The following is a 21,424-nucleotide window of genomic DNA, read 5'->3' on the forward strand; positions in this document are numbered from 1 at the left end:
ACGGGTGCGGCGGGGCGGGCGGCACGGAGAGGGAGGCGGGACCGGGAGAAGCGGGTCAGTCGGTCTGCGGCGGCTGGTGCGCGGCCTGCCGGGCGGCCAGCGACCCGTTGAAACGGGTGAGCAGGGCGCAGAACGTGTCCCGCTCCTCCTCCGTCCACCCGTCCGTCACCTGCGACATCAGCTCGCGGCGCGAGGCGCGGACCTCCTCCAGGCGGGCCTGGCCGCGCGGGGAGAGCTGGAGCACCACGGCCCGGCCGTCCTCCGGGTGCGACGTGCGCTTGACCAGACCGGTGTCGACGAGCGGCGCGACCTGCCGGGTCACCGTCGACGAGTCGATCCCCATCCCGGCCGCCAGCGCCTTGACGCCCATCGGCCCTTCCTTGTCCAGCCGGTTCAGCAGCAGGTACGCGGCCCGGTCCATCGAGTTGCGGACCTGGCCGACACCGCCGAGGCGGGTCTGCTCGGCACGGCGGGCGAAGACCGCCACCTGGTGCTGGAGCGCGTCCAGCAGGCGGTCGGGGCCCGGGTGTTCGGGGGCGGCGCCCCCGGAAGGAGACGCAGCAGTCGTCATGTCCTGTGGGGGCATGGCCGGGGACTCTCTTCGTGCGGTGTCGGATGAGTGGGGGACAGAGTACGCGGCCCCGGGGCAACGTGTACCAGTGCCGCACAAACCTGCGGACACCACCGCAGGCCGCCATGGACAAGTCTGCCGCGCCCCGTCCGAGCTGCAAGACTTGCGGGCATGAACTTCCGCGCGACCGCCCACCACCCGGCCCTGATCCTCGACGACGTCCGGGGCGCGCAGAAAATGCTGGACGGGGTGGCCCGGGTGACCGCACTGGAGGGAAGCCGCCATCTGACCGAGCTGGTCGGCGCCCCGGTCCACCTCAAGTGCGAGAACCTCCAGCGCACCGGCTCCTTCAAACTGCGCGGCGCCTACGTCCGGATCTCCGGCCTCACCCCGGTGGAGCGGGCGGCCGGGGTGGTCGCCGCCAGCGCCGGCAACCACGCCCAGGGCGTCGCGCTCGCCTCGTCCCTCCTCGGCGTACGCTCCACGGTCTTCATGCCCGTCGGGGCGCCCCTGCCGAAGGTCGCCGCGACCCGGGAGTACGGGGCCGAGGTGCGGCTGCACGGCCAGGTCGTCGACGAGACCCTCGCCGCCGCCCAGCGGTACGCGGAGGAGACCGGCGCGGTCTTCATCCACCCCTTCGACCACCCCGACATCATCGCGGGCCAGGGCACCGTCGGACTGGAGATCCTGGAGCAGTGCCCGGAGGTCCGCACGATCGTCCTCGGCATCGGCGGCGGCGGGTTCGCCGCGGGCGTCGCCGTCGCGGTGAAGGCCCTGCGCCCCGACGTCCGGATCGTCGGCGTCCAGGCCGAAGGCGCCGCCTGCTACCCGCCCTCCCTCGCCGCCGGGTACCCCGTCTCGCTGGACGCCCCGGCCACGATGGCCGACGGCATCAAGGTGGGCCGCCCCGGCGACGTACCGTTCGCCCTGGTCGAGGAGCTGGTCGACGAGGTCCGCACGGTCACCGAGGACGAGCTGTCCAGTGCGCTGCTGCTCTGCCTGGAGCGGGCCAAGCTGGTCGTCGAGCCCGCCGGGGCCAGCCCGGTGGCCGCGCTGCTCAGCGACCCGAAGGCGTTCCGCGGGCCGGTGGTGGCCGTGCTGTCCGGCGGCAACGTCGACCCGCTCCTGATGCAGCGCATCCTGCGGCACGGGATGTCCGCCGCAGGCCGCTACCTCAGCCTCCGGCTGCGGCTCACCGACCGCCCGGGAGCGCTCGCCGCCCTGCTGGCCACGCTGACCGTGGCCGACGCCAACGTCCTCGACATCAGCCATGTGCGCACCGACCCGCGCCTCGGACTCACCGAGGCGGAGGTCGACCTGTATCTGGAGACGAAGGGACCGCAGCACTGCGCGGACGTCGAGGGGACGCTGCGCGCGGAGGGCTACCGGGTCATGGGCTGACCGTCCGCTTCGCGCCGACTGGCCGGATCTTGCCATTCAGCGCGCGGCGACGCCCCGAGAATCCTAGGATCGCCGAATAAGCGCCGAGTGAGCCGTGTACGGGTGCAGTCGTCCACAAGTGACGGGGGAGTCTCTCCATGCCAGGTGCGATCCACGCCGAGGGTCTGGTGAAGACCTTCGGCGACGTAACAGCCCTGGGCGGTGTCGATCTCGACGTCCCCGAGGGCACCGTCCTCGGACTGCTCGGGCCCAACGGCGCGGGCAAGACCACCGCCGTACGGGTGCTGACCACGCTGCTGCGCCCGGACAGCGGCACGGCGACCGTGGCCGGGATCGACGTACTGAAGAAGCCCAACGAGGTACGCCGCTCGATCGGGCTCTCCGGCCAGTTCGCCGCCGTCGACGAGTATCTGACCGGCCGGGAGAACCTCCAGATGGTCGGGCAGCTCTACCAGCTGAGCGCCCGGGACGCGAAGGCCCGCGCGGGCGTCCTGCTCGACCGGTTCAACCTCGGCGACGCCGCCGACCGCACCGCCAAGACGTACTCCGGCGGTATGCGCCGCCGCCTCGACCTCGCGGCGGCGCTCGTCGTGTCGCCGCCCGTGATGTTCATGGACGAGCCGACGACCGGCCTCGACCCGCGCAACCGGCAGCAGCTCTGGGACGTGATCGAGGACCTGGTGGCGGGCGGTACGACCCTGCTCCTGACCACGCAGTACCTGGAGGAGGCCGACCGCCTCGCGAACGACATCTGCGTCATCGACCACGGCAAGGTCATCGCCCGAGGCACCTCCGACGAGCTCAAGGCCCGCACCGGCGGTGAGCGCGTCGAGATCGTCGTGCACAGCCCCGACGAGATCGAGCGCGCCCGTTCCGTGCTGAGCTCCCTCGCCAAGGGCGAGGTCACCGTCGTCCAGCTCTCCCGCAAGCTGACCGCGCCGGTCAGCGGCGGGGCCAAGCTGCTGGCCGAGATCATCCGCGACCTGGACGCCCAGGGCGTGGAGATCGACGACATCGCCCTGCGCAGGCCCACCCTCGACGACGTCTTCCTCTCCCTCACCGGCCACGCGGCCGAGGCCAACCGGAACGAGGACAAGGAGGACGCCCGGTGAGCGCGATCGCCAAGGACGCCCCCACGCTGGTACCCCGCCCCTCCGGGGGCGTCACGCAGTCCGTGAAGGACTCCCTCGTCGTCGCCAAGCGGAACCTGATCCGGATGACCCGGATCCCCGAGATGGTGATCTTCGGACTGATCCAGCCGATCATGTTCGTGGTGCTGTTCACCTACGTCTTCGGCGGCTCGATCAGCATCGGCGGCTCCACCGACCCGCAGCTGTACAAGGAGTTCCTGATGGCGGGCATCTTCGCCCAGACCGTCACCTTCGCCACCGCGGGCGCCGGCGCGGGCATCGCCGACGACATGCACAAGGGGCTCATCGACCGCTTCCGGTCGCTGCCCATGGCCCGGGGCGCGGTCCTCACCGGACGCACAATCGCCGACCTCGTCCAGACCACCCTCACCCTCGTCGTCCTCGCCGGGGTCGCCCTGCTGGTGGGGTGGCGCACCCACGAGAACATCGGCAAGGTGATCTGCGGCTTCCTGCTGCTGCTCCTGCTCGGCTACGCGTTCTCCTGGATCGGCGCGCTGATCGGCCTGTCCGTGCGCACCCCGGAGGCGGCCACCTCCGGCGGGCTGATCTGGCTGTTCCCGCTGACGTTCATCTCGAACGCCTTCGTCCCGGTCACCGGCATGCCGACGTTCCTTCAGCACGTCGCCGAGTGGAATCCGTTCAGCGCCACGGTGGCGGGGGCCCGCGAACTGTTCGGCAACACGATGCCGGGCGTGCCGAAGTCCGTGACCGGGGCCTGGCCGATGGAGCACCCGATCGTCGCCTCGATCATCTGGTCGGTGCTGATCATCGTGGTCTTCCGCACCCTCGCGGTCCGCAAGTACCGCTCGGCCGCCACCTGAGCCACCGAGGACCGACCGACGACGCGGGAGCCCCGGCCTTCATCAAGAAGGCCGGGGCTCCCGCGTCGTATGCGTCGTGGTGGGCCGGACGTCAGCCCGTGTACGGCTTCGCCGCCAGGATCTTCACCGAGGCGGTCCTGCCGTTCGGCAGCTCGTAGTCCGCGTCGTCGCCGGTCCGCTTGCCGTTCACACCGAGGCCGAGCGGGGACTGCGGGGAGTACGTCTCGATCTCCGTGCTGGCGTATTCACGGGAGGCGAGCAGGAAGGTCAGCGTGTCGTCCTCGTCGCCGTCGAAGGCGATCGTGACGACCATGCCGGGCTCGACCACGCCGTCGTCGGCCGGCGCCTCGCCGACCTTCGCGTGCTCCAGGAGCTGGGTCAGCTGGCGCACCCGCAGCTCCATCTTGCCCTGCTCCTCCTTGGCCGCGTGGTACCCGCCGTTCTCCCGGAGGTCACCCTCCTCACGGGCCGCCGCGATCTTGACGGCGATCTCCGTGCGCGCGGGACCAGACAGGTGCTCCAGCTCGGCCTTGAGCTGGTTGTACGCCTCCTGCGTGAGCCAGGTGACGTTTTCGCTGGTCTGGGTCACAGGTGCTCCTCGTCGGTACTGGGAAGTGCTGGGAATGCTGGGAAGTGTCGGAAATACAAAGCATCGCCCTACCCAGAAGCATGTGCCTCTGCGGGTGGGCGAAACCACGAGCCTAACAATTCCGCAGGAAAAGGGGGAGAAGGTAAACCGTCACACGCCAGGACCGGCCGTCACGCCGCGTATCGTCGCAGGTCAGGGCGGTGTGCCGGATCAGCCGCGCGGGCCGTCGTCGGCCGTGCAGCCCATCGGCTCGACCGCGGTCGCCCGGGACCGGGTCACCACGGTCACGACCTCGTCGATCCGGTCCTCGGCCCGGTCGAACCGGACTTCCTTGCGGCCCACCTCGGAGCCGTCCTCGCTGAGCGCCCGCACCACGCAGTAGCCGTGGCCCTCGCGGTCCTTGCGGACCTCCAGGTGGACGTCGGCCCGGGTGTCGGAGACGACCTTGAACTTGATCATCTCGCCGCTGATGCCCTGGTTGCCGACGTAGTCGTAGCCGATCCACCCGATCACACCGAGCAGGGCGACGCCCAGGACCGATCCGACGATCTTCAGCTTGCGGTCCGCACGCTGGTCCTCGGTCCGGCCGTACCGCCCCTCGGGCGCAGCCTCGCGAACCGTCGTCATGATCGTTCCCTCCGGACCGGGCATCGAGGAATTTTCCGGCCCCTCGGTCAGTCACTATAGAAGCCGCACCCCCGTCACCCGATCGCGCCCCACACCGACCGGATGGACAGCGACCGATGATCGACCAGAGCGACCAATGACTGAGGATCGAGCTTTGACTGAGCAGCTGCGACTGATGGCCGTTCACGCCCACCCCGACGACGAGTCGAGCAAGGGCGCGGCCACCATGGCCAAGTACGTGTCCGAGGGGGTGGACGTGCTGGTCGTGACCTGCACGGGGGGCGAGCGCGGCTCCATCCTCAACCCGAAGCTCCAGGGCGACGCGTACATCGAGAAGAACATCCACGAGGTCCGCAAGAAGGAGATGGACGAGGCCCGGGAGATCCTGGGCGTCCAGCAGGAGTGGCTCGGCTTCGTCGACTCGGGGCTGCCCGAGGGCGACCCGCTGCCGCCGCTGCCCGAGGGCTGCTTCGCCCTGGAGGACCCCGAGCTCGCCGCGGGGCGCCTGGTCGCGAAGATCCGCGCGTTCCGGCCGCAGGTCATCACCACGTACGACGAGAACGGCGGCTACCCGCACCCCGACCACATCATGACGCACACGATCTCGATGATCGCGTTCGACGGTGCGGCCGACGCGGAGCGCTTCCCCGAGGACGAGTTCGGCCCCGTCTGGACGCCGCGGAAGCTCTACTACAACCAGGGCTTCAACCGGCCGCGCACCGTCGCCCTGCACGAGGCGCTCCTCGCCCGCGGCCTGGAGTCGCCGTACGGGGAGTGGCTGCAGCGGTGGAAGGAGTTCGAGCGCGTCGAACGCACCCTGACCACGCACATCCCCTGCGACGACTTCTTCGAGATCCGCGACAAGGCGCTGATCGCGCACGCCACGCAGATCGACCCCGAGGGCGGCTGGTTCCGGGTCCCGATGGAGGTCCAGCGCGAGGTCTGGCCGACCGAGGAGTACGAGCTCGCGAAGTCTCTGGTCGATACCTCCCTCCCCGAGAGCGACCTCTTCGCGGGCATCCGCGACAATGCCTGATATGTACGCGACCCAGGCACTGACGCACCTCGTCCCGCTCGCCGCCGAAGAGCTCGACAAGAACAAGGTCACCCCCGGCGTCCTCGGCTTCCTCGTCTTCGCCGCGCTCGCCGTCGGCGTGTGGGCCCTGATGAAGTCGATGAACCGCCACATGGGCCGGGTGAACTTCGAGGAGGCCCCCGACCCGGACGCGCCGGCGGCCGAGCCCGCCGGCGACAAGGGCAAGGCGGCCTCGCCCGGCAAGTAGCGCGCCGAGTTCGCGGGTACGGAGCCGAGTTCGCGCGTACGGAGCCCACTTCGCGCGTACGGAAACGGGAAGGGCGTCCGGCCGGGTGGCCGGACGCCTCGTTCCCGTTCGCGCCGCTCACCTGCTCACGGCCTCGCCGGCTCCACCGCCACGCCCATGATCTGGCCGGCGCCACGGCCCGGGGTCAGCCCCAGCCGCCACGCCTGCCAGCCGTCCTCCAGGTCGACGCCCCGCTCCAGCGCCACCGCGAACGCCGCCGCCGACTGCTCCAGCTTGGTGTCCCTGGCCGGGTGCCGGGCCCCGATCAGCTCGGCCAGCTCCTGCTGCGCGACCACCGTGCCCACCTCGCTGCCCCCGGGCGAGGCGTACGGCAGCAGCGTGCAGCGCAGGAACCGGGCCCAGTCGCCGCCCCGCGCGTCCCCGTACGAGGCGAACAGCTCCGCCGCCTCCCCGCACAGCTCCAGCGCCTGCGGGGCCCGCCCGTTGCCCGCGTCGATCAACGCCAGCTCCACGCAGGCCCACGCCTCGCCGTACGGCACCTTGATCCGCCGGAAATCGGCCCGGGCGTCCATCAGCAGCTGCCGGGCGAACCCCGAATTGCGGAGGTTGCCCGTCTGCGCGGCCCGCTGGTCCCGGGTCACCCGGCCCGAGTGGTGCCGGGCGCAGGCCAGCCCGTACACGTCCCGCATCCGGGAGAACATCGTGCGGGCCCGCTCCAGCTCCCGTACCGCCTGGTCGGTGTCCCCGTCCTCCTCCAGCGCCTGACCCAGGTAGTACAGGGTCCACGCCTCGCCCCGGGCGTCCTCGTTGTCCCGGTGCCGGGCCAGGGCGTCCCGCAGCTGCTCCAGCGCGGCGGCCGGGTCCTCGTCCAGCAGCCGGGCCCGGGCCAGCTGCGTGATCGCCCACGCCTCACCGCGCCCGTCGCGGGTGCGCCCGTACAGCTCCAGGGCGGTGCTCAGGGCCTCCTCGGCCGCCGCCACCTCGCCCGTGCGCAACCGCACCTGGCCCAGCTGGAACTGCGTCCACGCCTCGCCGTGCAGCGACTCGCCCTCCCGGTGCAGCCGCAGCGCGTCGGCCAGCAGCGCCAGCGCCCTCGGCAGGTCGCCCCGGTCGCGCTCCACGGCCGCCAGCGCGTGCAGGGTCCACGCCCGGTCCTCGGCCTGCGCCTCGGAGGACTGGAGGGCCAGCGCCTCACCGAGCCGGGCCGCCGCATCGGTCAGATTGCCCTGGTGATGCAGGGTGATGCCGAGCGAGCAGAGGGCCAGCGCCTCGCCCGCGTCGTTCTGCGCCTCGTGGTAGAGGCCGACGACGGAGGACAGGGTGGTGCGGGCCTTGTCCAGCTCGCCGAGCTGCCGGGCCGCGATGCCCGTACGCCACTGCACCGAGCGCTCCAGCAGCCCCTGGTCCACGGCCTGGGTCAGCTCGCTGATCTCACCCAGCCGGTACAGGTCGCCGCGCAGCAGGCAGTAGTCGCACAGGGCACCCAGCAGATGCAGCACCGTGCCCTGGTCGACGCCCTCCGCGTGCCGCAGCGCGGAGGTGATGAAGCTCGACTCGTCGTCCAGCCAGCGCAGCGCCGAGTCCAGCGAACCGAACCCGTGCGAGCCGAACTGTCCGGCGCGGGTCGACATCTTCCCGTCGACCATCCGGATCACCGCGTCGGCCAGCTCCGCGTAGTTCGTCAGCAGCCGCTCCTGGGCGGCCGTCCGCTCGGCCGGCTCCTCCTCGTCCAGCAGCCGGGCCAGTGCGAAGGCCCGCACCAGGTCGTGCAGCCGGTAGCGCGATCCCCGTACGCGGGTGAGCAGCCCGGCTCGCGCCAGCACGGTGAGCAGCCGGTCCGCCTCCTGCTCGTCCGCCGCCAGCAGCGAGGCGGCGGCCGCCGCGCCGAGGCTCGCCCGGCCGGCCAGCGCGAGCCGCCGCAGCAGCCGGCGGGCCTGGTCACCCTGGTCGGTGTAGCGCAGCCACAGGGCCCGCTCGACCGGGTCCACCGGACCGTACGCCCCCAGGTCCTCCGCCAGCGTGTGCCGACTGCGCGCCCCCAGGGCGGAACCCGCCACCCGCAGCGCCAGCGGCAGCCCGCCGCACAGCTCCACGATCGCGTCCGTCGACGGGTAGTCGTACGGCCCGGTCTCGTCCTCCTCGGCGACCTCCCGCAGCAGCTCCTCCGCCCCCGCCGCGTCCAGCGCGCCGACCGGCAGATGGTGCACCCAGGCCGCCAGGTCCTCGGGCAGCTCCAGCGGCTCCCGGGCGGTGACGATCACCAGGCTGTCCGAGCGCTCCGGCACCAGGGTGCGCACCTGACCGGCGTCCGTCGCGTCGTCGAGCACGATGGTGACCGGCGTCCCCGTGAGGTGCTGGTGGTACAGGTCGGAGAGCCGCCGCACCTGCTGCTCCGCCGACGAGCCCTCCCGGAACAGCAGTTGCTCGCGCGGCGCGCCCAGCCGGTTCAGCAGATGGAGCAGGGCGTCCCGGGTCGGCAGCGGGTTCTCCCCGGCGACCTGACCGCGCAGATCGACCACGCACGCGCCCCGGAACTGGTCCTTGAGCGTGTGGGCCGCCCGCACCGCGAGCGCGGTCCGCCCCGACCCCGGGGCGCCGTGCAGCACGACGACGGTCGGCCGGGTCTGCGTGGAGGCGCGGGCCGCGTGCACCCACCGGGCGATCTGCGCCAGCTCGGTCCGCCGTCCGCTGAACGGCCCGTCCGCCTGCGGGAGATGGCCGAACGACTGCTCCAGCACCACCCGGGTGCGGGCCGCCGCGCTGCGGTCGCCGCCGCGCAACTGCTTGACCACCGGGGTGGTCTGCTTCTTCGGGGCACGCTTGGCGGGCGTCAGCATCCGCTGCTGGTCCAGGTACGGGCGGATGCCCCGTACCTCCAGGGCGGTCAGCCACTGGAGCCGCAACTGCTCGGCCCCGCCCGGCTGTCCGGCTGCCGCGGCCCGGCGGTGGGCGGCGGGCCAGTGCGAAGCGGTCACCTTCGCCACGGTCGTCGCCGTGCCGGCCACCGCGACGGCCGCACCCGCGCCGAACGCCAGGCCGGTGTTCGCACCGAGCGCCAGATCCGCGCCGAACGCGGCGGCCGCCGCAACTCCCGTCACCAGCAGGGGCGTTCCGAGCGTCGCTCTGCTGAAGCGCTCCGCCAGCGGCCGGTCGCCCGCCGCCGCCGAGTCCAGCGCCTGCGTGTACGCGGCGTACTCCTCGCCCGCGCTGGCGGCCATGGTGTCGAGCGCGGCCCGCGCCCGCGACATCAGCGCCCCGGCGTCGGTCCGCCCGCCGCTGCGCCGCGCCTCTTCCTCCACGGCCCGCACCAACAGCCTCTCGGCTTCCGCCCGATGGCTGTCCCGCATATGTGTCCCCCTCCAGGAGCTGCACTCCGGATCCCGGGTTCCGGAGCGTCGGATACCAAGCGTCGGGGTCAAGTGTCCTGCGTGGCAGGCTCCGGCGCGAGGGGCGCAGGGCAAGGGAGGGCCAAGGCGCGGGCGCAAGGGGGTCCGTGGATCGGTCGCCAGGGCTCTCCGGCGCCTCCGTGAAGGCCGAGGGCGTCGACGTCCAGCGGCCCCTGCCCGGCCCCTCCGCCCCTCCGAGGTGGCGGAGGCCGCCAACAGGGCCCTGCGCCGCGGCCCCCGCGGTGCGTCAGGTCACTGGGCCGGCAGGCGCGGGGTGCGCGGCGGCTCCGTGCGCCGGCTGCCGGTCTTCTCGAAGGCCGCTGCGAGGGAGAGCAGGGCGTTGTCGTCGTAGGCGCGGCCCGCGAAGGTCAGTCCGACGGGCATGCCGGTGTCGGCCATGGTGCCCATGGGGACGGTGACGGTCGGGATGCCGAGGTGGCGGGGGACCAGGTTGCCGTTCGCGACCCAGACGCCGTTGCGCCAGCCGAGGTCGGCGGAGGCCGCGTTCACGTCCATGTCGGCGGGGCCCACGTCGGCGACGGCGGGGAAGACCACCGCGTCCAGGCCGAGTCCGTCCATCCACTGCTCCAGGTCGACGCGGCGCGTCTCCTCCAGGCCCCGCAGCCCCTCCTCCAGCAGCGGCATGTCGGCGAGGGACTTGTATGGCCGCTCGCGCACGAAGCGCGGGTACTCGCCGATCGTGTCGTCGAAGCCCTCGTACCGGTCGGGCAGTTCGCCCTCCTGCTTGGGCCAGATGCGGTCGCCGTCGACGTCGGCGAGGGTGGAGAGGGCCGGGTCGCCGTTGGCGCGCAGGAAGTCGTCCCAGGCCCAGGCGGACAGGTCCTCGATCTCGAAGGTCAGGTACTCGCGGCTGACGAGCCCGCGGGTGAGCAGGGAGGGCGCTCCGGGGCGGTCGGACTCGTAGTTCGACACCGCGGGGAAGTCGACCTCGACCACCTCGGCGCCGACGGCCTCCAGGTCGCGGCGGGCGGCCTCCCACAGGGCGATCACCGAGGGGCGGGTGTCGACGCGCTGCCCGGTCTGGCCGCCCATGCCGCCGTCGGGGTTCGTTCCGGCGTCGGGGTCGGCGTTGATGTACATCCGGGGCACGCCGACGCGCTTGCCGACGAGCACGCCGGACGCGGCTGCGGCGTCGGCGGGCGCGAGGGCCGGGTAGGAGGCGGGGCGCACCCGCGACGGCGGGGGCAGCTCCAGCCACGGCTGGGCGCGCCACAGGTCGCCGCGCGTCTCGGGATCGTCGGCGACGATGACGTCGAGCAGTTCGAGCAGGTCGACCATGGTGCGGGTGTGCGGGACCACGACGTCCATGGTCGGCACGAGCGGCCAGTTGCCGCGGACCGAGATCACGCCGCGGCTGGGGGTGTAGGCGCACAGCGCGTTGTTCGAGGCGGGGGCGCGGCCGGACGACCAGGTCTCCTCGCCGAGGCCGAACGCGCCGAAGGACGCCGCCGTCGCCGTGCCGGAGCCGTTGGAGGAGCCGGAACCGTAGGCGCTGGTGAGCCACTCGGCGCTGTACGGGCTCTCCGCGCGCCCGTAGACGCCGCGCTGCATGCCGCCGTTCGCCATCGGCGGCATGTTGGTCAGGCCGATGAGGACCGCGCCGCCCGCGCGCAGCCGCTCGACGGCGAAGGCGTCGCGCTGGGCGACGAGGTGCTCGAACGCGGGGGAGCCGGACGCGGCAGTCAGCCCCTCGGCGAGGTAGCTGTCCTTGGCGGTGTACGGGATGCCGTCCAGCGGACCCAGCGTCTCGCCACGGGCGCGGCGTGCGTCGGACGCCTCCGCTTCCGCCCGGGCGCGCGGGTTCATCACGACCACCGCGTTCAGAGCGGTGGTCGTCCCGGGCCGGTCGTACGCCTCGATCCGTGCGAGATAGGCGTCGAGCAGCTCGACCGCGCTCGTCTCGCCCTTCTCCAGCGCCGTGCGCAGGTCGGCGATACAGGTCTCCACGACATCGAATCCGCGCGTCATGCGGTGTCTCCCTGGGCTGGTGAGCGGGGCGGGCGGAGCGTCGGCCGCCCGGGCGACCGCGCGAAGCGGGTCACCGAGACGGTCTAGATTTTTAATCTAGACTAAAAGTCTAGATTTCTGGAACCTAGACTGAGGACCCGGACATCCGGAACCGAGAGTGAGCACATGCCGACGTCAGAGACCGGGCCCGCCGGGACCGGCGCCGCCTCGCGCCGCCCGGCCCTGATCCCGATCGACAGGAAGCGCCAGCCCAGCGGGGACGAGGCGCGGGCGCGGGCCATGAAGGCCGCCATCGGCGTCATCGCCGAGAAGGGCACCGCCGCCCTGCGGATGTCGGACATCGCGGCGCGGGCCGGCATGAGCACCGGCCACATCCTCTACCACTTCGGCAAGAAGGACCGGCTCCTGCTCGAAGTCCTCGCGTGGAGCCAGGCCGACCTCTGGGCCCGGTTCCAGGAGGCCGTCGACCGGGCCGCGTCCCCCGCCGAGAAGCTGGACCTGTTCGTCCGCTTCTACCTGCCCACCCATCAAGGTGACGAACGCTACGCGCTGTGGACGCAGGTCCTGGCCCAGCGCCACGACGAAGCGGGCCGTCAGATCCTCACCGAGCTGCTGGACAGCTGGGACGAACGCCTGGAGGCCATCGTCCGCGAGGGCTGTGACCTGGGGCACTTCGCGGACGTGGACCTCCCCGAGTTCACCGTCCGGGCCGTGGCCATGCTGAGCGGACTCTCCGAGGACGTGATGTTCGGCCGCTCCCGCTGGCAGCACGCCTCCCCCCACGCGTTCGCCCTGGCCGCCCTCGAGCGCGAACTGCGTCCCGCCGACCGGCGCTGAAAGGCGGGCGGAGCGGCCTGTTCCGAGCTCGGTCAGGATCTGCGCCAGCAGCTCCTGCGAAAGAGAGATCACGGCACGCGCTCCCGGCAGCGGAGCCCGCCCGGCACGGTCAAGCGCCCCACCGGCCCGGCAGCGGGGCGACTTCTCGGTTCCTTACAAGACCCCAAGACCGACTGTGTTGGAGAAGGGCGCAGTGGCCTTCACCGTGCCGGTGAACATGTCGCCGTCCCGGTAGGCCTTGGTGGCGGGGCCGAGGACGTAGGTGTACACGATGGGGACACCGGTGGCGGCCTGTTCAATGCGCCAGTAGAAGGGGATGCCCGCCTTTGCGTACTGGTCCACCTTCACGATCCGGTCGGTGGTCTCCGAGCCGGGCGACATGACCTCGACAACCAGGAGTACGTGCTCGCGGCGGGTGGGAGTGAGGTCGATGGTCTCCGCCCGGTAGACGATGACGTCCGGACGGCGGTTGGTGAGCGGAACGTCCTGCAGGCGGACGGCGAAGCCCGTGTCGGCGTTCCAGTCCGGGCCCGCGGCGGCGTCCAGGGCGTTGGCCAGGAGCCGGGCCGCCCGACTTCGGCAGCGCACCCGGTCCCGCCTGCCCCTTCCCGCCCCGCCCCGTGGCGCGCGGGTCTCGCTGAGGAGGGTGCGCGAGGATGGGGTGTATGGCCAACCGACTTGCGCAGACCACCTCCCCGTACCTCCTCCAGCACGCCGACAATCCGGTCGACTGGTGGCCCTGGTCGCCCGAGGCGTTCGAGGAGGCCAGGAAGCGGGACGTGCCCGTGCTGCTCAGCGTGGGGTACGCCAGCTGCCACTGGTGTCACGTCATGGCGCACGAATCCTTCGAGGACGACGACACCGCCGCCTACCTCAACGCACACTTCGTGCCCGTGAAGGTCGACCGGGAGGAGCGGCCCGACGTCGACGCCGTGTACATGGAGGCCGTGCAGGCGGCCACCGGGCACGGTGGGTGGCCGATGACCGTCTTCCTCACGCCGGATGCCGAACCCTTCTACTTCGGGACCTACTTCCCGCCCGAGCCCCGGCACGGATCGCCCTCCTTCCAGCAGGTTCTGGAAGGGGTCACGACCGCCTGGACCGACCGGAGGGAAGAGGTCGCCGAGGTCGCCGGGCGCATCGTCGCCGATCTGGCGGGGCGGTCGCTGGTCCACGGTGGGGACGGGGTGCCGGGGGAGTCCGAGGTGGCGCAGGCCCTGCTCGGGCTGACCCGGGAGTACGACGAGCAGCACGGCGGGTTCGGGGGCGCGCCCAAGTTCCCGCCGGCCATGGCCGTGGAGTTCCTGCTGCGGCACTATGCGCGGACCGGGGCCGAAGGGGCCCTTCAGATGGCCGCCGACACCTGCGCGGCGATGGCCCGCGGCGGGATCTACGACCAGCTCGGCGGCGGATTCGCGCGGTACTCCGTGGACCGGGAGTGGATCGTCCCGCACTTCGAGAAGATGCTCTACGACAACGCCCTGCTCTGCCGGGTGTACGCCCACCTCTGGCGGGCCACCGGATCGGACGAGGCCCGTCGGATCGCCCTGAAGACCGCCGACTTCATGGTGCGGGAGCTGCGGACCGCCGAGGGCGGCTTCGCCTCCGCGCTGGACGCCGACAGCGAGGACGCCGAGGGCAGGCACGTCGAGGGGGCGTTCTACGTGTGGACGCCCGAGCAGTTGCGCGAGGTGCTCGGGGAGGACGACGCCGCCTTCGCGGCCGCCTACTTCGGGGTCACCGAGGAAGGGACCTTCGAGGAAGGCGCCTCGGTGCTGCGGCTGCCGGGGGACACCGGGCCCGTGGACGCCGCGCGCGTCGCCGGCGTACGGGCCCGGCTGCTGGCCGCCCGTGACGAGCGGCCGCACCCGGGGCGGGACGACAAGGTCGTCGCCGCCTGGAACGGGCTCGCCATCGCCGCCCTCGCCGAGACCGGCGCCTACTTCGACCGGCCCGACCTCGTGGAGCGGGCCACCGAGGCCGCCGATCTGCTCGTGCGGGTGCACCTGGGCGAGGTGGCCCGGCTGACCCGTACGTCCAAGGACGGGCGCGCCGGGGACAACGCCGGGGTGCTGGAGGACTACGGCGATGTCGCCGAGGGGTTCCTCGCGCTGGCCGCGGTGACCGGGGAGGGCGCCTGGCTGGAGTTCGCCGGGTTCCTGCTGGACATCGTGCTGGAGCAGTTCACGGGGGAGGGCGGCCAGTTGTACGACACCGCCCATGACGCCGAGCAGCTCATCCGGCGGCCGCAGGATCCGACCGACAGCGCCACCCCGTCGGGGTGGACGGCGGCGGCCGGTGCGCTCCTCTCGTACGCCGCGTACACCGGGTCCGAGGCCCACCGCACTGCCGCCGAGGGCGCGCTCGGCGTGGTGAAGGCCCTGGGCCCGCGCGTCCCCCGGTTCGTCGGCTGGGGGCTCGCCGTGGCCGAGGCGCTGCTCGACGGACCCCGGGAGGTCGCCGTGGCGGGACCGGTCGGCGGTGAGCTGCACCGTACGGCGCTGCTGGGGCGGGCTCCGGGTGCGGTGGTCGCCGCCGGGGAAGGGCCGGATGCGGGGGCCGAGTTCCCGCTGCTGGTGGACCGGCCGCTGGTGGGCGGCGAGCCGACCGCGTACGTCTGCCGCCACTTCGTCTGCGACGCGCCGACGACGGATGCGGGGGAGCTGGCGGCCAAGCTGGGCGGCTGAGGACCCGGCACATGCCAGGAGGGGCCGGCCGCTTCGTGCGGCCGGCCCCTCCTGCGTCACCCGAAGGCGTCTACCCGTGCTGGTACGCCACCAGCGAGATGCCCACGTAGTGCGCGACGAACGCCGCCAGCGTCAGCGAGTGGAAGACCTCGTGGAAGCCGAACCAGCGAGGCGACGGGTTCGGCTTCTTGATGCCGTAGATCACGCCGCCCGCGCTGTAGAGCACCCCGCCGACGATCACCAGGACCAGGACCGCGATACCGCCCGTCCGCATGAAGTCGGGCAGGAAGAAGACCGCCGCCCAGCCCATCGCGATGTAGCACGGGGTGTAGAGCCAGCGCGGCGCCCCGACCCAGAAGACCCGGAAGGCGATGCCCGCCGCCGCGGCCGCCCAGACCGCCCACAGCAGCGGCCGGGCCGTCGACTCGGGAAGCAGGAGCAGGGTCAGCGGGGTGTAGGTGCCCGCGATGATCAGGAAGATGTTCGCGTGGTCCAGGCGGCGCAGCACCGCCTCGCCGCGCGGCCCCCAGGTGCCCCGGTGGTAGACCGCGCTCACACCGAACAGCAGGCAGGCGCTGAGGATGTAGACGCCGCAGGCGATCCGGCCCATGGTGCTGTCGGTCAGCGCGATCAGGGTGATTCCGGCGATCAGGACCGCCGGGAACATTCCGGCGTGCAGCCAGCCGCGCATCCGCGGTTTCACGGGGGTGGGGTCGAGAACGACGGGGCCCGGGGTCGCGGCGGCAGCGGCGGCGTCAGTCATGACTCGCATGGTACCTACGCCTCCGTAGGTACCGGATATGGGGCGCAAATGAGTGGCGATGCTCACGTGTGAGGCCCCCTGGACATATGGGCGGATCGGTCGGATGATCAAATGAGTGCAGTCGGCACCGGATGAGCGCCAGGGGAATTCGAAGGGTACGAAGCATCCGGGTCGCAGCCCCCACGGGGCCTACAGACACCTGACACCCTCAACGTAGGAGCGATCGTGGCGCGCGACATCGCGGCTCCCCTCACTGCCCCCACCACCCACCAGGAGCTCATCTCCTGGGTCGACGAGATCGCAGCCATCACCCAGCCGGACCGGGTGGTCTGGTGCGACGGCTCCGAGGCCGAGTACGAGCGCCTGTGCGGGGAGCTCGTCGCCAAGGGCACGTTCACCAAGCTGGACGAGATCAAGCGGCCCAACTCGTACTACGCCGCCTCCGACCCCACCGACGTCGCCCGCGTCGAGGACCGTACGTTCATCTGCTCCAAGGAGGAGAAGGACGCGGGGCCGACCAACCACTGGAAGGACCCCGCCGAGATGCGGGAGATCTTCACCGGTGAGGAGGGCGTCTTCCGCGGGTCCATGCGCGGGCGCACCCTGTACGTCGTGCCCTTCTGCATGGGGCCCGTCGGCTCGCCGCTCTCCGCGATCGGCGTCGAGATCACCGACTCCGCGTACGTCGCCGTCGCCATGCGCACCATGACCCGCATGGGCCAGGCCGTCCTGGACGAGCTGGGCACCGACGGCTTCTTCGTGAAGGCCGTCCACACGCTCGGCGCTCCCCTGGCCCAGGGCGAGCAGGACGTCCCGTGGCCCTGCAACTCCACCAAGTACATCTCGCACTTCCCCGAGGACCGCGAGATCTGGTCGTACGGCTCCGGCTACGGCGGCAACGCCCTGCTCGGCAAGAAGTGCTACGCCCTGCGCATCGCCTCCGTCATGGCCCGCGACGAGGGCTGGCTCGCCGAGCACATGCTCATCCTCAAGCTGACCCCGCCGCGCGGTGAGTCGAAGTACGTCGCCGCCGCCTTCCCGTCCGCCTGCGGCAAGACGAACCTCGCCATGCTGGAGCCGACCATTCCCGGCTGGACCGTGGAGACCATCGGCGACGACATCGCCTGGATGCGGTTCGGCGAGGACGGCCGCCTCTACGCCATCAACCCCGAGGCCGGCTTCTTCGGCGTCGCGCCCGGTACCGGCGAGCACACCAACGCCAACGCCATGAAGACCATGTGGGGCAACTCCGTCTTCACCAACGTGGCGCTGACGGATGACGGCGACGTGTGGTGGGAGGGCATGACCGAGGAGGCGCCCGCGCACCTCACCGACTGGAAGGGCAACGACTGGACCCCCGAGTCCGGCACGCCCGCCGCCCACCCCAACGCCCGCTTCACCGTCCCCGCCGGACAGTGCCCGATCATCGCGCCCGAGTGGGAGGACCCCAAGGGCGTGCCGATCTCCGCGATCCTCTTCGGCGGCCGCCGCGCCTCCGCCGTCCCGCTGGTCACCGAGTCCTTCGACTGGCAGCACGGTGTCTTCCTCGGTGCCAACGTCGCCTCCGAGAAGACCGCCGCCGCCGAGGGCAAGGTCGGCGAGCTGCGCCGCGACCCGTTCGCCATGCTGCCGTTCTGCGGCTACAACATGGGCGACTACATGAACCACTGGGTCAAGGTCGGTGCCGACAAGGACCAGGCCAAGCTGCCGAAGATCTACTACGTGAACTGGTTCCGCAAGAACGACGCGGGCAAGTTCGTGTGGCCCGGCTTCGGCGAGAACAGCCGCGTCCTGAAGTGGATCGTGGAGCGCCTGGAGGGCACGGCCGAGGGCGTCGAGTCCCCGATCGGCATCCTGCCGGCCAAGGGTGCGCTGGACACCGAGGGCCTGGACCTCTCCGAGGCCGACCTCGACTTCCTGCTCACCGTCGACAAGAAGGTCTGGCGCGAGGAGGCCTCCCTGGTCCCCGAGCACCTCAACACCTTCGGTGACCACACGCCCAAGGAGCTGTGGGACGAGTACCACGCGCTCGTCGAGCGCCTGGGCTGATCCCGGCACCCCTCAAGGACCCCGCGGCCGGGTCCATCGGACATCCGCCCTGACCTGTGGGGCCGAACGACCCGCCGCGGTACGGGGCTTGTCGGCGACGACAGCCCCGGAGGGCCTGTCCCCGACCAAGGACACCCTCCCGGCCCCCGGAACCCCCTCACGGTTCCGGGGGCCGCCCCGTTTTCGCGGCGTTCCGGGGGCCGTCCCTGTGCGTGACGGGTGAGAGCCGTGGCGCCCGGTCCGCACGCCTCCGAGGCGCGCGGACCGGGGCCGTCAGTGGGCGCCGACCAGCTGCCCAGAGGGGGCGGTGTCGGCGGCGGCGAGGGCCGCGGTGTGGGCGTCCATCCGCTCGGCGGAGAGGATGGCGGCGGTCGTGTCGGCGCGGGAGGCGGCCACCAGCAGGGCGCGGCCCGCGAGGGCGTGGGCGCGGCGGTGGAGGTCCGCGGGGGCGGCGGCGGTCAGGCCCGCGTGCCGTGCGGGCGGGGCGCCGCGCAGCCGGGCCACCTGCTCGGCGATGCGGTCGCCCGCCGTGCCCAGGCCCAGCTCGTCGGTGACCGCGAGGAGGGCGGCCAGATGCCCGGCGAGCTGGATGTCCAGCTCCTCCTCGCGGCTGCGGTGCGGAAAGTCCGCGTCGTCGGCCGGGGTGTGGACCGAGGGGCTGCGGATCGGCTCGTACATGGATGGCCTCCCGAGGGTGCGTCGCACCATCCTACATTGGAACGAGTCTAAAGTTGTCTGCGATCCGGAAGTGTGATGGGTGCACGGCTGTCCGTGACCGTCCGCGGCGCGCCGACCGTCCGCGGCGCGCCGACCGGCTACTACTGCCCGTACCGCCGGTCCGGCTACGGCTGTCCGTACCGTCCGTCCGGCTACGGCTGTCCGTAACCGTCCAGGAAAGTGCCGATCCGGGTCACCGCGTCGGTGAGGTCCTCGACCGTCGGCAGCGTGACGATCCGGAAGTGGTCGGGTTCGGGCCAGTTGAACCCGGTGCCCTGCACGACCATGATCTTCTCGGCCCGCAGCAGGTCCAGCACCATCTGCCGGTCGTCCTTGATCTTGTAGACCTTGGGGTCGAGCCGGGGGAAGAGGTACAGCGCCCCCTTCGGCTTCACGCAGGTCACCCCGGGGATCGAGGTCAGCAGGTCGTACGCCGTGTTCCGCTGCTCCAGGATCCGGCCGCCCGGCAGCACCAGGTCCTCGATCGACTGCCGCCCGCCGAGCGCGGTGGCCACCGCGTGCTGCGAGGGCATGTTGGCGCAGAGCCGCATGTTGGCGAGGATCGTCAGCCCCTCGATGTACGAGGTGGCGTGCGCCTTCGGGCCGCAGACGGCCATCCAGCCGGAGCGGTAGCCGGCCACCCGGTAGTTCTTGGAGAGCCCGTTGAAGGTCAGCACCATGAGGTCCGGGGCCAGGGCCGCCGTCGGGGTGTGGGTCGCGCCGTCGTACAGGATCCGGTCGTAGATCTCGTCGGAGCAGACGATCAGGTTGTGCCGGCGGGCGATCTCGGTGAGACCGCGCAGCATCTCGTCGTCGTACACCGCACCGGTCGGGTTGTTCGGGTTGATGATCACCAGGGCCTTGGTGCGGTCGGTGATCTTCCGCTCGATGTCCGCGAGGTCCGGCATCCAGTCGGCCTGCTCGTCGCACCGGTAGTGCACGGCCGTCCCGCCCGCCAGCGAGACCGACGCGGTCCACAGCGGATAGTCGGGAGCCGGGACGAGCACCTCGTCGCCGTCGTCCAGCAGCGCCTGCATCGACATCTGGATCAGCTCGGAGACGCCGTTGCCCAGGTAGATGTCCTCGACGTCGAGCTCGATGCCCCTGGTCTGGTAGTGCTGCATCACCGCTCGGCGCGCGGACAGCAGGCCCTTCGCGTCGCCGTAGCCGTGCGCGCCCGCGACGTTGCGCAGGATGTCCTCGAGGATCTCCGGCGGGCACTCGAACCCGAACGCGGCCGGGTTGCCCGTGTTCAGCTTGAGGATGCGCTGACCGGCCGCTTCCAGCCGCATCGCCTCCTCCAACACGGGGCCCCGGATCTCGTAACAGACGTTGGCGAGCTTCGTCGACTGGATGACCTGCATGTCCGCGAGCTTACGGCGGCGTTTCACGGGGTGCGCGGGGATTGCTCCCGGCGTACTCCCTCCGGGGAGGGCCCTCGGCCCGCCCCGTCTTCCATCGCCATGCCCGCCGCCGCCCCGGACCGTGGGATCTCCCGGTCGGGGCGGCGTCGCGGCTTGGAAAGGCGGCGTGGGCGGCCGGGGCGGGTGAGATGCGCCACGCGGGGGCCCGCCCCGCCGTCGAGCGGCGGGGCGGGCGGGGCTGTTCAGCCTCCGAGGCGGGTGCGGCTCCGAGCACCGGGTGCCGTCACTCCGGCAGGCGCGTGCCCTCCGGGAGCCGGATGCCGAAGTCGTCCGCCAGGACCCGCAGCGCCTCGTCGCCGTCCTTGAGCCGCCGCTCCTTGACCGTGCCGTCGTCGGCCGTCTCCACCAGGTCCAGACCGGCCAGAGCCAGGTGGGAGCCGATCCGGGTGCGCTGCGCGTACACCGCCTGCCGGAACGGCGAGCGCGGGTGCGTCGCGACGTGCCAGTTCATCATCTCGTAGTCCGGCGCCTCGAACGGTTCCAGGGTGAACGTGTGCTGCGGCTCCCACGCGCCGCCCTTGTCCGCCTGCAGCTCCCACGTCGGCAGCGGACCGACGTGCGCGACGTGGACGAGCCGGTGGTGGCGCGGCGCGTCGAACAGCTCCGCTCCCTCCACGAGCTCGATGGGCTCCAGCAGAGCGCCGGTCGCCCCGAAGCCGACGTCCGCCAGATACGGGTGCGGCTCCCCCGCCACGTCCACCTGCAGCAGCATGTGCGAACGCGGCCGGATGTCGCCCGGCGCCGCGCCCAGCATCACGCGGGCCGTCACCGGTGTCACGGAGAAGCCGATCTGCCGCAGGACGGCGGCGAAGAGGGTGCCGTGCTCGAAGCAGTACCCGCCGCGCTCGCTGCGTACGAGTTTCGCCTCCAGGTCGTCGAGCGCCAGGGACGGGGCGGAGCCGAGAACGGCGTCCAGGTTCTCGAAGGGGATGCCGGACAAGTGGGCCCGGTGCAGGGACCGCAGCACCTCCAGGGTGGGGCGGGGCTCTCCGGTCCAGCCGATGCGGGCGAAGTAGGCGTCGAGGTCGAGTGTCATACCCCGAACGTACGCAGCCGGGGCGCGGGTATGCCTCCGGCTGCGGACCGAAGTGCGTGACCGGTGGGCCTCGGTCGCTGGACCGAGGCCGTC

General features: G+C 72.0%; 17 protein-coding genes and 1 pseudogene. 8 read left to right on the forward strand and 10 right to left on the reverse strand.

Features of this window, described 5'->3' with window-relative positions:
• Positions 1–55: 55 nt before the first annotated feature.
• The gene (locus WQO_RS22620; protein ID WP_010058479.1) at positions 56–586 is read right to left on the reverse strand and encodes a MarR family winged helix-turn-helix transcriptional regulator; all 531 of its coding nucleotides are present in this window, start codon (positions 584–586) and stop codon (positions 56–58) included.
• A 156-nt stretch (positions 587–742) separates the two neighbouring features.
• Between WQO_RS22620 and ilvA the strand changes: the two genes are divergently transcribed.
• The 3 genes from ilvA (at position 743) to WQO_RS22635 (ending at position 3,944) form a co-directional block, all read left to right on the forward strand.
• Entirely contained in the window at positions 743–1,972 is a 1,230-nt protein-coding gene (gene ilvA / locus WQO_RS22625) for a threonine ammonia-lyase (RefSeq protein ID WP_010058478.1), read from the forward strand.
• Positions 1,973–2,109: 137 nt separating this feature from the next.
• On the forward strand, positions 2,110–3,084 hold the full coding sequence (locus WQO_RS22630; RefSeq protein WP_010058477.1) for a daunorubicin resistance protein DrrA family ABC transporter ATP-binding protein: 975 nt from the start codon (positions 2,110–2,112) through the stop codon (positions 3,082–3,084).
• Complete coding sequence (locus WQO_RS22635; protein ID WP_010058476.1) at positions 3,081–3,944, forward strand: ABC transporter permease; 864 nt, start codon at positions 3,081–3,083, stop codon at positions 3,942–3,944. The genes WQO_RS22630 and WQO_RS22635 overlap by 4 nt, the downstream gene beginning before the upstream one ends.
• Before the next feature lie 91 nt (positions 3,945–4,035).
• Here the strand turns inward: WQO_RS22635 and greA are convergent, their stop codons facing one another.
• Both greA and WQO_RS22645 read right to left on the reverse strand, forming a co-directional pair.
• Complete coding sequence (gene greA / locus WQO_RS22640) at positions 4,036–4,533, reverse strand: transcription elongation factor GreA (RefSeq protein WP_010058474.1); 498 nt, start codon at positions 4,531–4,533, stop codon at positions 4,036–4,038.
• A 210-nt stretch (positions 4,534–4,743) separates the two neighbouring features.
• On the reverse strand, positions 4,744–5,160 hold the full coding sequence (locus WQO_RS22645; RefSeq protein ID WP_029182089.1) for a DUF4307 domain-containing protein: 417 nt from the start codon (positions 5,158–5,160) through the stop codon (positions 4,744–4,746).
• 154 nt (positions 5,161–5,314) lie between these two features.
• On the opposite strand from WQO_RS22645, the gene mca reads away from it, so the two are divergent.
• Together mca and WQO_RS22655 are read left to right on the forward strand one after the other, a co-directional pair.
• Positions 5,315–6,196: a mycothiol conjugate amidase Mca gene (mca, locus tag WQO_RS22650; RefSeq protein ID WP_010058471.1), complete on the forward strand. Its 882-nt coding sequence runs from the start codon at positions 5,315–5,317 to the stop codon at positions 6,194–6,196.
• Between the two features lies 1 nt (position 6,197).
• Positions 6,198–6,443, forward strand: coding sequence for a hypothetical protein (locus tag WQO_RS22655; protein ID WP_010058470.1), 246 nt, complete (start codon positions 6,198–6,200; stop codon positions 6,441–6,443).
• Between the two features lie 125 nt (positions 6,444–6,568).
• On the opposite strand, the gene WQO_RS22660 is transcribed toward WQO_RS22655, so the two are convergent.
• Together WQO_RS22660 and WQO_RS22665 are read right to left on the reverse strand one after the other, a co-directional pair.
• Entirely contained in the window at positions 6,569–9,790 is a 3,222-nt protein-coding gene (locus tag WQO_RS22660) for a tetratricopeptide repeat protein (protein ID WP_058954067.1), read from the reverse strand.
• A 291-nt stretch (positions 9,791–10,081) separates the two neighbouring features.
• Positions 10,082–11,818 carry an amidase gene (locus WQO_RS22665; RefSeq protein ID WP_058954068.1) on the reverse strand — a complete coding sequence of 579 codons (1,737 nt, stop codon included), beginning with the start codon at positions 11,816–11,818 and terminating at the stop codon, positions 10,082–10,084.
• A gap of 165 nt (positions 11,819–11,983) precedes the next feature.
• Between WQO_RS22665 and WQO_RS22670 the strand changes: the two genes are divergently transcribed.
• Entirely contained in the window at positions 11,984–12,655 is a 672-nt protein-coding gene (locus tag WQO_RS22670) for a TetR/AcrR family transcriptional regulator (protein ID WP_010058467.1), read from the forward strand.
• 153 nt (positions 12,656–12,808) lie between these two features.
• Here WQO_RS22670 and WQO_RS22675 read toward each other — a convergent pair.
• Positions 12,809–13,231: pseudogene (locus tag WQO_RS22675) on the reverse strand (Uma2 family endonuclease); the annotation flags it as partial.
• A gap of 89 nt (positions 13,232–13,320) precedes the next feature.
• Between WQO_RS22675 and WQO_RS22680 the strand changes: the two are divergent.
• Positions 13,321–15,342: a thioredoxin domain-containing protein gene (locus tag WQO_RS22680; RefSeq protein ID WP_010058465.1), complete on the forward strand. Its 2,022-nt coding sequence runs from the start codon at positions 13,321–13,323 to the stop codon at positions 15,340–15,342.
• A 70-nt stretch (positions 15,343–15,412) separates the two neighbouring features.
• Here the strand turns inward: WQO_RS22680 and trhA are convergent, their stop codons facing one another.
• Complete coding sequence (gene trhA / locus WQO_RS22685) at positions 15,413–16,105, reverse strand: PAQR family membrane homeostasis protein TrhA (RefSeq protein WP_010058464.1); 693 nt, start codon at positions 16,103–16,105, stop codon at positions 15,413–15,415.
• Positions 16,106–16,330: 225 nt separating this feature from the next.
• On the opposite strand from trhA, the gene WQO_RS22690 reads away from it, so the two are divergent.
• Positions 16,331–18,154, forward strand: coding sequence for a phosphoenolpyruvate carboxykinase (GTP) (locus WQO_RS22690; RefSeq protein WP_010058462.1), 1,824 nt, complete (start codon positions 16,331–16,333; stop codon positions 18,152–18,154).
• A 273-nt stretch (positions 18,155–18,427) separates the two neighbouring features.
• On the opposite strand, the gene WQO_RS22695 is transcribed toward WQO_RS22690, so the two are convergent.
• The 3 genes from WQO_RS22695 to WQO_RS22705 form a co-directional block, all read right to left on the reverse strand.
• Positions 18,428–18,832, reverse strand: a complete 405-nt coding sequence (locus tag WQO_RS22695; protein ID WP_010058461.1) for an SCO4983 family protein — start codon at positions 18,830–18,832, stop codon at positions 18,428–18,430.
• Positions 18,833–19,023: 191 nt separating this feature from the next.
• Entirely contained in the window at positions 19,024–20,235 is a 1,212-nt protein-coding gene (locus tag WQO_RS22700; RefSeq protein WP_010058460.1) for a pyridoxal phosphate-dependent aminotransferase, read from the reverse strand.
• Positions 20,236–20,518: 283 nt separating this feature from the next.
• Positions 20,519–21,331, reverse strand: coding sequence for an arylamine N-acetyltransferase family protein (locus tag WQO_RS22705; RefSeq protein ID WP_010058459.1), 813 nt, complete (start codon positions 21,329–21,331; stop codon positions 20,519–20,521).
• Positions 21,332–21,424 lie beyond the last annotated feature (93 nt).

It is taken from the genome of Streptomyces globisporus C-1027, assembly GCF_000261345.2.
Classification (GTDB): Bacteria; Actinomycetota; Actinomycetes; order Streptomycetales; family Streptomycetaceae; genus Streptomyces; species Streptomyces pakalii.

Bases quoted from the DNA above. Each gene is read 5' to 3' on its own strand.
- WQO_RS22620 (WP_010058479.1), bottom strand. From the start codon at position 586: ATGCCCCCACAGGACATGACGACTGCTGCGTCTCCTTCCGGGGGCGCC.
- ilvA (WP_010058478.1), top strand. From the start codon at position 743: ATGAACTTCCGCGCGACCGCCCACCACCCGGCCCTGATCCTCGACGAC.
- WQO_RS22630 (WP_010058477.1), top strand. From the start codon at position 2,110: ATGCCAGGTGCGATCCACGCCGAGGGTCTGGTGAAGACCTTCGGCGAC.
- WQO_RS22645 (WP_029182089.1), bottom strand. From the start codon at position 5,160: ATGACGACGGTTCGCGAGGCTGCGCCCGAGGGGCGGTACGGCCGGACC.
- WQO_RS22655 (WP_010058470.1), top strand. From the start codon at position 6,198: ATGTACGCGACCCAGGCACTGACGCACCTCGTCCCGCTCGCCGCCGAA.
- WQO_RS22660 (WP_058954067.1), bottom strand. From the start codon at position 9,790: ATGCGGGACAGCCATCGGGCGGAAGCCGAGAGGCTGTTGGTGCGGGCC.
- WQO_RS22665 (WP_058954068.1), bottom strand. From the start codon at position 11,818: ATGACGCGCGGATTCGATGTCGTGGAGACCTGTATCGCCGACCTGCGC.
- WQO_RS22670 (WP_010058467.1), top strand. From the start codon at position 11,984: ATGCCGACGTCAGAGACCGGGCCCGCCGGGACCGGCGCCGCCTCGCGC.
- WQO_RS22680 (WP_010058465.1), top strand. From the start codon at position 13,321: ATGGCCAACCGACTTGCGCAGACCACCTCCCCGTACCTCCTCCAGCAC.
- trhA (WP_010058464.1), bottom strand. From the start codon at position 16,105: ATGACTGACGCCGCCGCTGCCGCCGCGACCCCGGGCCCCGTCGTTCTC.
- WQO_RS22695 (WP_010058461.1), bottom strand. From the start codon at position 18,832: ATGTACGAGCCGATCCGCAGCCCCTCGGTCCACACCCCGGCCGACGAC.
- WQO_RS22700 (WP_010058460.1), bottom strand. From the start codon at position 20,235: ATGCAGGTCATCCAGTCGACGAAGCTCGCCAACGTCTGTTACGAGATC.
- WQO_RS22705 (WP_010058459.1), bottom strand. From the start codon at position 21,331: ATGACACTCGACCTCGACGCCTACTTCGCCCGCATCGGCTGGACCGGA.